This window comes from Acuticoccus kandeliae, assembly GCF_003073115.1.
In genome coordinates, this window is record NZ_QBBV01000001.1 from 2,150,585 (window position 1) to 2,164,973 (window position 14,389).

The 14,389-nt window shown below is 69.9% G+C and carries 6 protein-coding genes; 2 read left to right on the plus strand and 4 right to left on the minus strand.

The window, feature by feature from the left end:
* Window positions 1-41: 41 nt before the first annotated feature.
* Together trhO and DBV35_RS09790 are read right to left on the minus strand one after the other, a co-directional pair.
* On the minus strand, window positions 42-947 hold the full coding sequence (trhO, locus tag DBV35_RS09785; RefSeq protein WP_108659962.1) for an oxygen-dependent tRNA uridine(34) hydroxylase TrhO: 906 nt from the start codon (window positions 945-947) through the stop codon (window positions 42-44).
* Window positions 948-1,017: 70 nt separating this feature from the next.
* Window positions 1,018-8,325: an autotransporter outer membrane beta-barrel domain-containing protein gene (locus tag DBV35_RS09790; RefSeq protein ID WP_108659963.1), complete on the minus strand. Its 7,308-nt coding sequence runs from the start codon at window positions 8,323-8,325 to the stop codon at window positions 1,018-1,020.
* 284 nt (window positions 8,326-8,609) lie between these two features.
* Between DBV35_RS09790 and DBV35_RS09795 the strand changes: the two genes are divergently transcribed.
* Together DBV35_RS09795 and DBV35_RS09800 are read left to right on the plus strand one after the other, a co-directional pair.
* Complete coding sequence (locus DBV35_RS09795; protein WP_108659964.1) at window positions 8,610-9,809, plus strand: serine hydrolase domain-containing protein; 1,200 nt, start codon at window positions 8,610-8,612, stop codon at window positions 9,807-9,809.
* 159 nt (window positions 9,810-9,968) lie between these two features.
* Window positions 9,969-11,063, plus strand: a complete 1,095-nt coding sequence (locus DBV35_RS09800) for a cache domain-containing protein (protein WP_108659965.1) — start codon at window positions 9,969-9,971, stop codon at window positions 11,061-11,063.
* Between the two features lie 46 nt (window positions 11,064-11,109).
* On the opposite strand, the gene DBV35_RS09805 is transcribed toward DBV35_RS09800, so the two are convergent.
* Together DBV35_RS09805 and DBV35_RS09810 are read right to left on the minus strand one after the other, a co-directional pair.
* The gene (locus DBV35_RS09805; protein WP_170134899.1) at window positions 11,110-13,086 is read right to left on the minus strand and encodes a glycosyltransferase; all 1,977 of its coding nucleotides are present in this window, start codon (window positions 13,084-13,086) and stop codon (window positions 11,110-11,112) included.
* Window positions 13,083-14,288: an HlyD family secretion protein gene (locus tag DBV35_RS09810; protein WP_108659967.1), complete on the minus strand. Its 1,206-nt coding sequence runs from the start codon at window positions 14,286-14,288 to the stop codon at window positions 13,083-13,085. Before DBV35_RS09810 ends, DBV35_RS09805 begins: the two co-directional genes overlap by 4 nt.
* Window positions 14,289-14,389: the final 101 nt, after the last annotated feature.

Consider the following 14,389-nt stretch of genomic DNA (forward strand, 5'->3'; position numbering starts at 1 on the left):
GTTGAATGCCAATCCCGCGCCTCGCGGGGAGGGCGCGGGCGTCAGGGGCGCTCGGGTTCGATCCCGCCGGAGCGTTCGGCCATCAGGTCCATCTGGCGCTGGCGTTCGCGGAAGCGGGCGCGGTCGTCGTCCGAATAGGTCGCGACGCAGTGGTGGCAGGCGACGCCGTCCTCGAAGGCGGGGTGGGCGCGGTCCTCGCCCGAGAGCGGGCGGCCGCACGCGCGGCAGAGCGAGAAGGGCATCGTCGCAAGACCGTGGCCGAGGGCGACGCGCTCGTCGAAGACGAAGCAGGCCCCGCGCCACCGGCTTTCCGCCTCCGGCACCGTCTCGAGATATTTCAGGATGCCGCCCTGCAGATGGTAGACGTCCTCGACGCCGCGCGACTTCAGGTACGCCGTCGACTTCTCGCACCGGATGCCGCCGGTGCAGAACATCGCGATCCGCTTGCCTTCGAACTCTGAATGGTGCGCGTCCCACCATGCGGGAAAGTCGCGGAAGCACTCGGTCTCAGGGTTGTGCGCGCCGTCGAACGTGCCGATCGCCACCTCGTAGGCGTTGCGCGTGTCGATGATGGCGACGTCCGGCTCGCCGATCAGCGCGTTCCAGGCTTCGGGCGGCACGTGGGTGCCGCAATCGTTGGGATCGAGCCCCGGCTGGCCCATCGTCACGATCTCGGCCTTCAGCCGCACCTTCAGCCGCGCGAAGGGCATCTCCGCGGCGGCGGATTCCTTCCATTCGAGGTCGCGAAAGCCGGGCTCGCGGCGGATGGCCTCGATCACCGCGCGCACGCCCTCGGGCGATCCCGCGATTGTCCCGTTGATGCCCTCCGCCGCCAGGATCAGCGAGCCCTTGACGGCCGCCGCCTCGGCCGCGGCGCGGAGCGATGCGGCGAAGGCCTCCGGCTTCGGCACGGGGGCGAAATGATAGAGCGCGGCGACGGTGATCATGGCGGTCCACTACAAAGTCGCGCCGCGGCAGACAAGCGGGCACGCGTGGCAAGCCGCGCCGGCCGCCGCGTCAGAACCGGTAGGAGAGGCGGAGCCGCCCGCCCTGGCTGAGATAATCCTCCCCGATCGACAGGTCGTACTCGCCGCGCAGATCGAAGCCTTTGCCCTGGTAGACCTGGACGCCCGCCGTCAGCGCGCCGACGAGATCGGGCGCGTCGATGTTGGTGCGCACGTCCCCTCCGCCGCTGCCGGCGAAGGTGGTGTCGAGGTGGCGCTCGCTGGTCGGCGTGTAGGTCGCGCCGAGCTTCAGATACCCGCGCAGCACCGTGTCCTCGGCAATGTCGCGCCGGATGCCGAGCTCAATCGAGGGGGTGATCGCGACATTGGTCTCGTCGTTCGTGCGCACCGTCCAGGCGAACGGCGAGGCGCCGCGCTCGGTGAATTCCGGGGTGTGGACGTGGAAGAGGTCGAGGTCGGCCATCGGGCGGACATAGGCGCCGCCGAGATCGACCGAATAGGCCGCCCGCAAGCGCCCGCCGACGAGGATCGAGGTCGGATCGCTGGAGAGGGTGCCGCCCGCCCAATCCTCGCGGTCGAGCGAATGGTCGCCGATTCCCGCCGCGATCGACCCGGCGAAGAGCCACGGCCCGGCGACGCGCTTCAGCGCGACCGTGCCGTAATAGTTCGTGCCCGACGCGTCGATCGTGTCGCCGTCGGCGTCGACGAAATCGGTCCTGAGGGCGCCGCCGAGATACCAGCCGGAGGCGATCTCCCCCTGGCCGCCGATGGCGGTGGCGAACCGGTCGACGCGCGTGTCGAGGTCGTAGCGGTTCGCGACCGATCCGCCGCCCTGCATCCATACGCAGCGCCCTTCGCCCACCAGCGAAGACTCGCCCTCGAACTGGGGGCAGCTGAGCGCGGTCCCGAGGACCTCCCCGGCATTGCTCGCAAGATCGCTCGCGAGGATGTCGAGCGAGGCGGGCGACATCCGATCGAGCGCGCGGGCATAGCGCGCGGGGTTCGGGGTCTCGTTGTAGAGGATCGCGAAGATCTCGCTGAAACCCTCGTTCGCCGAGTCCCAGTTCTTCTGGAGATAGCCGCCGAGGGCGGCGGCGTTGCCGGAGATGCCGGCCGGCGTGAAGTCGGCCGTCGCGGTCAGGGTAAGGCGCGTCGCGTCCGTCTCCTGCTCCCAGCCGAAGAGGGGGCTCGCCGACTCGACCGAAGCGAAGCGGCCCGAAAGCGCGCCGCTTTCGACAACCTGGACCGGCTCCGGGAGGAGCCAGGTGAACACGTTCGGCCGCAGCGCGCCGTCGAGCGATGCGGTGCCGCTGACCGCGAGCAAGCCGCCCGTCGCGCTGGCCTCGGCCCTCGTGAAGTCGAACGCGAGGAAGCCGGCGGCGCTCTGCGTGAAGTTGCCGTCCACCGTCGCGCCGGCGCCGATGAGGTAGGCCGCATCGTTGGTGAGCGTTCCGCCGTTCAGCGCAACGCTGCCCATGAGCGTGCCCTGGTTGTCGACGTCGAGCGCGGTGTCGCCCGTCTGGAGGATGGCGTTACCGGACAAGGCGGACACGGCGCCCATGCTGTCGATCGTGACGCTGCTCCCGGCCCCGCCATCGACCCAGACGCCATAGCCCCCGCCGCTGCCCCCTGCGACGGCGGCGTTGATCTCGATGCCGACACTGCTCTCGCTCTGCGCGAAGATCCCGGTGGAGCCGTCGCCGGACGTGGTCACCGAGCCGGCAAGCTGGATCTCGACCATGCCGCCATTGCCCGGCCCGTTGCCGGTGGCGGCGGTCGTGACGCCGTTGCTGGTGATGAGCCCGCCACCGCCGCCGAGGCTCTGGGCGATGACGCCGAACGCGCCATCCCCCGCCGTGCTGATGTCGGCATTGATGGCCAAATCGATGTCGCCGCCGTCGCCCGCCCCGGTGGTCGTGCGGATGAGGCCGGTCTCGAAAGACGGGGCGCCAGTCGGAAGGCCGAGGATGCCGCCACCTCCGCCGATGCTCTGCGCCACGATCGCGTGCGCGCCGTCGCCGAGCGTCGCGATCGTGCTTCCGCCCAGGATGGTGAGCGACACGGCCCCGCCATCGGAGGGCGGAACGTCCCCATCGACGCTGGAGAAGGCGACGTTCGGGGTGGCCGTGTTCTGGTCCGCGGCGAAGATGAAGCCGCCACCGCCGCCGATAGACTGGGCGAGGATGCCGTAGGCGTTGGCGCCGGCGGTGGAGAGGGTGAGGGTCGACTCCGCGAGGGTGACGGCGCCGCCGCCGCCTTCGGCGAGGCTGCCGCCCATCGCGAGGGTCACGGTCTCGAGCCCGCCGCTCGCCGCGCTGCTGCCCTGGCCGGCGATGCCGCCGCCGCCGCCGACCGACTGGAGCACCACGGCATGGGCGACGTCGCCATGGGTCGTGATCGATCCGTCCCCTTGGTAGGTGACGTTCCCACCGCCGCCTTTGCCCGAGCCGCCGATTGACAGGGTGCTGCCCGCGGCCGTGCCACCGTCATTGTTCTCCATGCCGAGGCCGCCGCCGCCGCCGATCGACTGGGCGAGGACGCCGAATGCCGCGTATCCGGTGCGCGTCGTGACCCCGTCGTCGGAGACGCTCACGCTCCCCGTCACGATCGTCGAGGCGTCACCGCCGGCGAGTTGGACGTCGACCGCGCCGCCATTGCCCGCGCCGAACAGCGGCCCTGTGCTCCCGACCTGCATCGCGAGCGCGACGTCGACACTGTCGCTCGCATAGGCGAAGCCGATGCCGCCCGAACCGCCGACGCTCTGCGCGACGATCCCATGCGCCCAGTCCATCGGCGTGGAGATCGCGTCGAACTGGGCGACCGACACAGCGCCGGCCGCGCCATAGGAGGGGCTCGTCTCGCTGACGCCTCTATAGTCGGCCGCGACGTTGATCGTGTGGGTCGCGGTGCCCGCAAGGCCGCCGCCGATCGTCTCGAACGCGTCGGTGCCGCCCGCCGCGATCCCGCCGCCGCTGCTCACCGACTGGGCGACGATGCCGGACGCTCCCCGCCCGGCCGTCGTGATCGCGCCCGTGCTCGTCACGGAGACGTCGCCGCCGGTGCTGCTGGTCTCGCCGGTCTCACGGGACATGCCGGTGACGGCGACGCCGAGCTGGATCGAGGTGTCGCTGTCGACGCTCCCGTCGAGCGCGATGCCGCCGCCGCCCCCGATGGACTGCGCCGCGATGGCGTGGGCGCCGAAGCCGGCGGTGGAGATCGTGCCGGAATGGGTGACGTCGACGGTCCCGCCATCCCCTTCGGCCGCGTTGGAGCCGCCGGCGGTGAGGTTCACCGTGTAGACCCGCAGCCCGATGTCCACGACGGAGTAAGCGGGCGTTGCCGAGCGCGAGGTCGCGGTCGCCGCCGCCCCGTGGCCGCCACCGCCGCCGATCGACTGGGCGAGCACGCCGTAAGCCTGCGACCCCGCCGTCCCGATCACCCCGGTGTTGGTGATGTTCACCCGGCCGCCGTCGTTTCCGCTGCCGCCGTCGCCGCCGACGGCGATGTTGGCGTTGTAGCTCTGCGCGCTCTTCGTCACCCAGTTCTGGATGGACGAGAGGACGTGGTTGTAGGCGGTGTAGACGCCGAGCGATGAGGCCGCCGCGTCGGCGGTCCCGCCCGAGCCGCCGCCGCCGCCGATCGATTGCGCGAAGATGCCGTGCGCGCTCCCCGCGGCGGTCGAGATCGCGCCGTCATTCTCGACGTTGACGATCCCGCCGGTTCCCCCGGCGCCGCCGGTTCCCCCGACCGCGAGCGTCGGCGAGAAGGTGTCGCCGCCGCCGGTCGCTGACGCGCCGCCCGCATCGCCGCCACCGCCGCCGATCGACTGCGCGAAGATCCCGTAGGAGGTCGAGCCCGTCGTCGCGATGCTGCTGCCGGCATAGTTGTAGACGTACACGGCCTCGCCGTTGCCGGTGCTTCCGGCCGCCCCGCCGATCCCGAACGTCATCGCGAGCGACATGCCGGTGTCGTAGTGGAGGAGGGGTGTCGCCATCGTGGCCGATCCAGCGCCGCCGCTCCCGCCGCCGCCGCCGATCGATTGCGCGACGATCCCCGGCGAGAATTGGCCCGAGGTCGTGATCGCGCCGATCTCGCTGCCGTCCGACGCGCCGTTGAAGGCGGTCACCGTCGCGCCATCGCCCGCGCCGCCGCCATCGCCGCCGCCCCCGATGGAGATCTGGAGGTCGAAGGAAGCGCTCTGGACGGCCGTCGATGCGGCCGTCCCGTCGCCACCAAGGCCGCCGCCGCCACCGATCGACTGCGCCAGGATCCCGCGCGAATAGTCGCCATAGCTCGTGATCTCGGCATAGTTCCCGGCGGTGACGCCGCCGCCATCGCCCCCGGCGCCGCCGGCCCCGCCATTGGCGATCGAGATGCTCGCCGTCGGCAGGGCGGTGTCGACGAGGTTTGCGCCGGGGACGGGAAGCGCGCTCGACTTCGCCGCGGCGGCACCGGCGATGCCACCGCCGCCGCCGATAGACTGGACCACCATCCCATCCGAATCCGCGCCATTGGAGGACGGGCCGCCCGTCTCGGTGATCCACCGCCCGTCGATGATGAGGCCCGTGACGACGGCCTCGGTGGCGTCCGTCCCGACACCGCGATAGATCCCGCCGCTGACGATCGTCCCGGTGAAGGTCTCGCCCGTCGCCGAAACGGTGCCCGTCACCGTCTCGCCGTCGACGGTCGCGTTGGCGATCACGGTGCCGTCGCTCAGGGTCACGTTCGTCACCGAGGCGGTGATCTCGCCGGTGTCGATGTCGCCGTTCTGGATGTCGGAGGTCAGCGTGGTGCCGTCCTCGAGCGTTGCGTAGAAGATGCCGCCCGTGCCGAGGCCGATCGTCTGCAGGTCGTCGGGCGAAAGGCCGGTCGTGATCGTGCCGTGATTGATCCCGGTCACGAGATCGCCGTCGCCGCCTTCGCCGCCATTGCCGCCGGTGGCGATGGCTTCGGCAAAGAAGATCCCCGTCGCGGAGGAGATCGCCGCGCCGCCGACGCCACCGCCGCCGCCGATCGACTGGACGACCATCCCCGAGGCCCGGTTGCCGCTGGTCGCAATGGCGCTGCCGGCGTTGTTGTACCCGGTCGCGACGCCGCCACGCCCGCCCGCGCCGCCGATCCCGCCGGTCGCCTGGCTGACGAAGATCCCCGCGCTGTCGGCGAAGCCGCCATTGCCGCCGCCGCCGCCGATCGATTGGATCAAGGCGCCCTGGGCCCCGTTGCCGAGCGTGGTGATCGAGGTCGTGCCGCTGGTGTTGAGCGTGATCGTCCCGCCATTGCCGCCATCGCCCCCGGCGCCGCCGACCGCGGCGTAGGCGCCCGTCGTGTTCGTGGCGCTGCCACCCCCGCCGCCGATCGACTGCATGAGGACGCCGACCGCGCTCGTGTCCCGCGTCAGCACCGTGGCGCCGTCGGTCAGGTTGACGGTCACGGTGGCCCCGTCGCCACCGCCGCCGGCCGCGTCCCCCACCTGCTGCACCGCCTGGCTTCCGCCGGAGAGGCCGCCGCCGCCGCCGATCGACTGGGCGAGGATGCCGATGGCGCCGATCCCCCCGCCCGCGCCATCGCCGGTCACGACGGCGCCAGAATGGTTGATGGTGATACCGCCGCCATCGGCCGCCTCAGCGCCGGATGCCGGATTGGAGCCGAGCGCGGTGCCGCTCGCCCATTCGCCGTCGCTGTTCAGCGCGAGGGGCGCGTCGTTGTGGACGATCCCGCCGCCGCCGGTGGAAATCGCGACGAGCCCGACCGAGCCCGCGCCGAGCGTCGTCACGCTGCCGGTGTTGCTGAGCGTGACGTCGGCGCAGCCGCCGGCAAGATCGCCGCAGCCGCCGCCGCTCACGGTGTTCACGTCGCCGACCGTGTTGCTGCCGCCCGTGTAGGCCGCGACGACCGGGTTGCCGCCGATGCTGAGCGCCGCGGCACCGATCGCGGTCGGCCCATTGGTCGAGATCGTCCCCTGATTGGTGACGCTCACCGTCCCGGAGACGCCGGTGCCCCGGTAGACCGGTGCGTTCGTCAGATCGGTGATCGCCGGGGTTCCGGAACTGAGCCCCATGACACCGAACGCCAGGGGCTCGGGACTCGCGTTCTCGCTGCCCGTCATGATCGAGGCGCCGTCTTCGATCGTGACGGTGACGTCGCCGCCGCTCGGCAGCGTCGTCTGCCCGTTTGGCGTCCAGGCGCCGGCCTGGCTGGATGCGAAGACGCCGGCGCCGCCATTGCGCATCGAGATGGTGCCGGTGACCGTCACGTCGACGGTGCCGCCATTGCCCGGATTGCCGGTGCCGTCGGTGAAGGGGACGTCGGTGTCGGCGCCGGTCCCGCCGATCGAGACGGCGAGGATGCCGAACCCGTTGCCGGCGTCGACCGTGATCGCGCCGCCATGCTCCACCGTGACGTCGCCCGCCGCGCCGCCATTGCCGACGGTGTAGACGGCACCGTCGAGCGTGCTGAAGCGCGAACCGGCGGCGCCGCCGATCGAGCGGGCATCGATGCCGGCCGCGTTGGCGCCCCCGCCCGTCTCAGTGAGCGAGATTGTGCTTCCGGCCGCGGTCGTCACCGACACGCTGTTGCCGGGGCCGCCGTCGCCCGCGAAAGGGTGCTCCGTTTTGACGACATCACCGGTGTACCAATAGATGGCGCTGCCGCCCCCGCCGGTGGACGACGCGCGCAAGCCGACCATCGTCGGGGTCAAGATGTCCGTCTCGCCGCCCGTTCCCGTGCCGGTGATGTCGATGGCGGCCGAGCCGGCGAGGCTGACGGACACCGCGCCCGACGCGACACCCTCTGTCGCAGCGGCGGCGATGGCGGAGGAGGCGGAGATCTCGGTCGCGTTGCCCGCGCCGCCGAAGCCGCCATCCCCCAGCGAGGCGGCGATCAGGCCGCCCGGCGCCGCGGCTCCGCCCACGACACCCGTCGCGATGATGGAGTCCGTGCCGGAACCGCTGCCGACGGTCACCGCGATATCGCCGCTCTGCACGAGGGTTTCGAGAACGTCGTTGCAGGAGACGCTCGGCGCGCACTCTCCCGTCGTGAAGTAGTTGACGACGCCGTTCAGCTGGGGCGAGGGCCCGAACGGCAGGCCGTCGAAGACCAGCGAGCCGCCGACGCTCGCCTCGATGCTCGTCGAACTCCCCGTTGCGAGTGCGACAGGGAGCGTCGTGCCTCCCTCGGCCGTCGCCGTGACGGTGTTGGCCGACGCATCGAAGGAATATGTGCCGCCTCGGTTGGCGAGGACATCGGCCTGCGCCGAGGCAAGGGTCGCGCACGCGATTGCGACCGATATGACCGCTGCGCGGGGCCGGATCGCGGTGAAGAAAGAGATGGCGGCGCGATCCCGAACGGGCGCCTCAAACATTTTTGGTGTCATTCAAATATCGGCTCACAAATCGTGACCGCGTCAGCCGTCACCCGCTAAGAATACTGTCTCCGGGTGCAGGGTATAGTGGGCCACGCCCCAAAATTGCCGAAATGCGACAAGTCTCCGAGTGTGTCGCATCTGTGCCACCCGATGGCATCACGCCACCTTTGATCAACCTCGGCGTGAGGCGTGCTTGTCACGCCGAAACGCGTGCGATTAGATCTTTGCAGGCTGCCGGCCGTGACGTCGCCCGGTGAACGGGCGCGACCGAGGGATCAGACATGGACATCGCCAAAATCCGCCTGGTCGGGCTCGCCGTGGCCGCGTGCGCGATGCTCGCGGCGTCCGCGCCCCCGGCGCGTGCGCAGACGGACGGCGAGACGGCGGCCGCCATCGTCGCGATGGCCGAGGCGGGGATGAAGGAACACGGGCTGCGGTCCGTGATCGTCCGCGTGGTGATCGACGGCGAGGAGATCGTGACGAAGGCGCTCGGCGAGTCGATCGGCGGCGTGCCGGCGACGCCGCAGATGCACTTCCGCAGCGGCAACGTCGCCTTCTCCTATATGGCGACGATCACCCTGCTGCTCGCCGAGGAGAAGCGGCTCGATCTCGACGGGGCGATCGCGACCTGGCTGCCGGACCTGCCGCACGCGGACGCGATCACCCCGCGCATGCTCCTCAACATGACGTCCGGCTATGCCGACTATGTGCCCGACGAAGGCTTCCAGGCGGCCTTTTTCGCCGATCCGTTCCGCCAGTGGACGCCCGAGGAACTGATCGCGATCGGCGTCGCGCAGCCGCTCCTCTTCGAGCCCGGCACCAACTGGGGCTATTCCCACACCGGCTACGTGATCCTCGGGCAACTCATCGAGACGGTCACCGGCGAACCGCTCGCCGAGACGATGAGGGCGCGCATCTTCGGCCCCCTCGGCCTCACCAACACCGATGCGCCCGCGACGGCTGAGATCCGCGCGCCCGCCCTCCATGCTTTCAGCTCCGAGCGGCGCGAGCCCCTCGGCATCGACCCGTCCGTCCGGTTCTACGAGGAATCGACCCACTGGAACCCGTCCTGGACGACGGCGCCGGGGGCGGTCCAGACCACCAACATCTACGATATGACGGCGACCGCCATCGGCATCGGCACAGGCGCTCTCCTGTCCGAAGAATCGTATCAGGCGATGGTCGGCCCGAGCCTCGTCGGGTTCGGCGGGCCGACCGACGAATGCCCGTCCTGCCGCGCGCTCGACGAATCCTTCCACTACGGGCTCGGGACATTCCTCGCGGGATCGTGGATCCTCCAGTCCCCGTTCTTCGGCGGCTACGCGGCCGTGGAGGGCTATCTGCCGTCGAAGAAGATCGCGCTCGCGCTCGCCGTCACGTTCACAGAAGCCGGATTCGCCAAGACCGACACCTACGGCGACGCCGCTCAGCGCCTCTTCATCGAGCTCGCGACGTATCTCGCGCCTGACGATCATCCGTGAATGGCGAGGCCGGGCGGCACGTCCAGCCGCGTCCCCGGCATGGTCGCTGGTTGATGTTGTTCGGCGGAACGCTATGACAACACGAGATCTGTGGCGCTAGACGAGCCTTTCTAACGGAAAATTTTCCGCGTCACCAAGTAACTTGAGGGATATTCGAAGATGGCGAATGGCGCGAATCGTTTTCCAGGTCTCGGCGCGACCGTGTTCGTCTTCGTTCTCGGCCTCACGATTCTGCTCGGCCTCGCCGGTGCGGCTCTCGTTTTCTCGACCGCGGAGAAAAGAGAGGAGGCGGCGCTCGCCGAAGCCATCGCGGCGCGCGGGCGCGGCCTCGAGATGACCTTCCTGCGATCGCTCCACGACAGCTGGCGGCGGGTCGACTTCCTCGCGCAGGAGATCGGCGCGCCCGGCGCGACGCCGGATCTGCGTGGCCGCCTCGCCGATCTCACCAACGCCGGAAGCTGGTCGGTCTGGGCGGGCTATGCCGGGCTCGACGGGCTCGTCGAGGCGGCCTCCGGCGGGCTCCTCGAAGGCGTCTCGGTCGCGGCGCGCCCCTGGTACAGCCAGGGCCTCGAAGGCCCCTATGCCGGCGATGCGCACGAGGCGGTGCTCCTCTCAGAGCGCCTCGGCCAGACCGCGTCGGACCCGCTGCGCTTCATCGATCTCGCCGCACCCGTCCTTGGCCCCAACCGCCGCCCGGTCGGCGTGCTCGGGATCCATATCGACCTCTCCAAGGCCCGCGAGCGATTTCAGGAGACGGCCGAATCGCTCGGCATCCAGGCCTTCCTGGTGAATGCGGGCGGGGACATCGTGATCGCGTCCCAGCCGCTGGAGATCGACCGGATCGACACGCCGAGCCTGCGCGCCGCACGCGTCGGCGCCGGCCGCCCCTTCGTGGAGACATGGCCGGACGGCGCGCAATACATGACCGTCGTCCTCGACGATCTCGAATATCGCGATCTGCCGAGCTTCGGATGGTCGCTGGTGATCCGGATGCCGATGGACGCGCTGGCGGCGGACCAGACGGGCTTTGCGAGGCGGCTCGCGGTCGCCGGCGCGATCGGCCTCGCGGCCGTCGTCCTCCTCACCCTCCTCTACACCCGCCTCTATATCCGCCCGGTGACGCGCGTCGCCGACAGCGCGACGGCGATCGCGGCGGGGGAGGACGTCTATCCCTACGAATCCCGCCGCACGCGCGAGGTCGCGGCCCTCTCCGGCGCGATCGCGCTCCTCCAGAGCCGCTCGGGCCATCGCTGAACAAAGCGTCGGAGCCATCTTGCCCGCGCTCCGACGCGCGGATGTTCTAGGGCCGGCCGGAGACGAGGCGGATCAGGAAGTCCGGCACGATGCCGGAGACGCGCGTCTCGATGACGCCCGGCGCGCTGCCTTCGGAATGAAGCCGCTTCAGCACCGCCTCGCGCTGCGCCTCGTCCGGTGAGATGTGGAGCGCGGCCCCGCCGGAATCGGCCGCGACGACCACCCCCGGCACGTCGCCGACACCCGCGATGGTGACGATGATATTGGTGCCGACCGGCGCGGTGACGCCGCGCAAGCGCACCGCCTCCGTCGTGAGGCCACGGATCCACGCCCGCTGGGGCGGCGCGTCGGCCCCGAGCGCGACCGTGACCCGCTCCGGCGCGTCGGCGAGATGGCGCTCCTTGCGGGGCAGCTCCACGCACGCGAGCATCGTGAGGCCGAGGACGATGAGGTTGTACATCGTCCAGAACAGGATCACGACCTTCCCGTCCCCGGCGTCGCCGAACGAGTAGCGCCACGACACGATGCCGATGAAGAGCCCCACCCAGGTCAGCACGAACATGATCGCGAAGGGGCGCATCAGCCCCCATTGCACGATCGTGCGGCTGCGGTCGCCACCCTTCGCCGTCACCTTGAAGGCGTGGCCGTGCGGCTTGAGGAGGCCGGTATAGGCCGCGCGCGAGATCGGGATCGCACCGAGAAGCTGGCTCACATCGTTGACGAGCGGCACGACGAGCCCGCCCGACACGAAGTTCAGCGAGGCAAGGACGAAGAGGAAGTAGGTGCCGAAATAGCTGATGACGTCGGGCACCGTGGCGTCCACGACCGTCACGTTGAAGAACCAGTAGAGGAGCGGGTAGGTGAGGGCGGCGATGCGGAAGGTGAAGGTCGTCGTCCAGTAGAGGACCGAATCGACCACGCTCCACCGGTCGCGAAGGCGCAGCCCGTTGCGCTTCATGGGGCCGAGCGGCCCGCGCGCGATCTGCATCAGCCCCAGACACCAGCGCGCGCGCTGGGTGATGTATTCCTTGAGCCCCTCGGGGGCGAGGCCCTCGGTCAGCGGCTCGTCGAGATAGACCGTGCGGAAGCCGGCATTCTGGAGCGCCAGCGTCACGAGGAAATCCTCGGTGATGCTGTCGGTCGGGAAGAAGCCGATGCGCTTCAGCGCGGAGAAGCGCATCACCGAGGAGGTGCCGCAGCAGAAGGCCGTGCCCCACGCGTCGCGCGAGGGCTGGAGGTGGTCGAAGAAGAAGCGCTGCTCGTCCGGATAGGAGCGGCTGAGGCCGAGATTGTGCTGGATCGGGTCCGGGTTGAAGAAGTGCTGCGGCGTCTGGACGAGGCCGACATCCTCCTCGTGGAAGAGGGCGAGGGCGCGCGAGACGAAATCATGATGCGGGACGAAGTCCGCGTCGAGGACGGCCACGAAGTCGGGCGGGTCGTCGCTCGCGGCGAGCATCGCGAGCGTGTGGTTGATATTGCCGGCCTTGGCGTGGGCGTTGTCGGGGCGCGTGATGTGGCGCGCGCCATAGCGGGCGCAGAACTCGGTGAGCCACGCGCGCCGCCCGTCATCGAGGACGAGGACCTCGCAGTTCGGATGGTCGAGGCTCGCCGCGCCCGTCAGCGTGCGCGCCAACACCTCGCGGTCCTCGTTGTAGGTGGCGATGAGGATCGAGACCTTCGGCACCCGGTCCGCCGGCCACCAGCCCGCGTGCGTGTCGGCCTCGACATGGCGGTGGCGCACGCGCGACAGGATCGTGAAGGCCGACAGCGAGGAGAGAACCGCGCCCGCCTCGATCGCGAAGAAGGACCAGCTCGCGAGGCAGTCGATCGAGAATTCGAACGGGGCGAGCGTCTCCGTCGCGCGCCACCACACGTAGCGCAGGGCGAGGATGCCCGCGACGGCGAAGATGATGGTCCGATGGGTGTTGTTGTTCCGGCTGAGGAGAGCCGGAAGGAGGATCGCGAGGCCGACGACGAGCGCGAGATGGACGAGGCTCGACTCGAAGGCCGTGAGGTAGATCACGGCAGGAGGCTCGTGACCGTGTTGCGCAGCCACTCCATCGGCCTTCGGTCGAAGAAGGCGCGCCCCGTCCGGCCGATCGCGCAGCCGAGCTCGGGGTCGCCGCGAAGGCCGGGGGAGAGCAGCGTCACGTCGTAGCGCTCCAGATGCTCCTCGCTCGGCGCGACGGCGAGGTTCGAATAGATCGTCGCCGCGCCCGAGCCCGCGAGGCGGGAGATCGTCCCCTCATAGGTGTTGGTCTCGCCGTTGACGCGGAAATTGGCCGCGTCGCCGATCTCGAGGCGGTTGTAGACGCTCTCCGCGACCGAGAGCGTGATGATGGTGGAGCCGCAATCGACGAGACGCACGATGTCGTCGCCGCGCTGGACGCGCTCGCCGTCGGCGGCGAGCATCTCCCACAGCCGCCCCTTCACGTTGGCGAGGACGATCGCCTCCTTGAGGCGGTTCACGCGCCGGCGCTCGGCGTTGATGCGCTCGGTGAGGGAGGCGACGCGGGCGGTGGTCTCGGAGAGATCGGCCTCGAGTTCGCTGCGCTTGAGGATCAGCTCCTCGGCGCGCTGCTCGGAGTAGGGGGCGTCGTTGTAGCTGTCGCCGAGGAAGACGCCGTCCTGCGCGGCGGCGAGCTGGATCTCGAGGACGCGCATCGCGCTGCGGCTCTGCTCCAGCACGCGCTCGGCGACGCGCGCGTCGGCGGTCGCCTGGTCAAAGGCGGCGGTGGTCGACACGCCGCGCTCGTTGAGCTGCTGGGCGCGGCGCAGCGTGCCCTGCGCCTCTTCGAGCCGGGCCTCCGCAGCGGCGGCGCTCGATTTCGAGGCCTCGATCTCCGCCTCGAGCTGGCGAATGCGCTCCGAACCGTAGCGCTTGGCGCGGTCGGACAGGATCTCCAGCGAGTCGTTGAGGGCGCTGATATGGTCGGTCAGCCGCGTGCGGAGCGACTCGGCGAGATTGCGTTCGAGAATCAGATCCTCGAGGCGGATATCATCGACGAGGGGATCGCTGATGCGGGCGATCTGCTCGCCCGCCGCCATCTGCGTCCCAAGCGCGCGCTCCGGCATCGCGATTTCGCCCGAGATGGGCGCCTGGAGCGTGGTCAGCCGCGCGTTAATCACCGCGTCGGCGCTGGCGCCGGAAAGCTGTTCGCCGACGATGATGAACCCGGCGCCAATAAAGATGACCAAACCGAGCAGGATTACGGCAATTCGCATGTCGTCGACTTCAAACTATTGTTCATCAAGCCACGCAATGTCGCGTTCATTCGCCACATGGCTCAGTGTATCAATGAAACCAGTCTTTCTAGCAAAAAAAT

Bases quoted from the DNA above. Each gene is read 5' to 3' on its own strand.
- trhO (WP_108659962.1), bottom strand. From the start codon at position 947: ATGATCACCGTCGCCGCGCTCTATCATTTCGCCCCCGTGCCGAAGCCG.
- DBV35_RS09790 (WP_108659963.1), bottom strand. From the start codon at position 8,325: ATGTTTGAGGCGCCCGTTCGGGATCGCGCCGCCATCTCTTTCTTCACC.
- DBV35_RS09795 (WP_108659964.1), top strand. From the start codon at position 8,610: ATGGACATCGCCAAAATCCGCCTGGTCGGGCTCGCCGTGGCCGCGTGC.
- DBV35_RS09800 (WP_108659965.1), top strand. From the start codon at position 9,969: ATGGCGAATGGCGCGAATCGTTTTCCAGGTCTCGGCGCGACCGTGTTC.
- DBV35_RS09810 (WP_108659967.1), bottom strand. From the start codon at position 14,288: ATGCGAATTGCCGTAATCCTGCTCGGTTTGGTCATCTTTATTGGCGCC.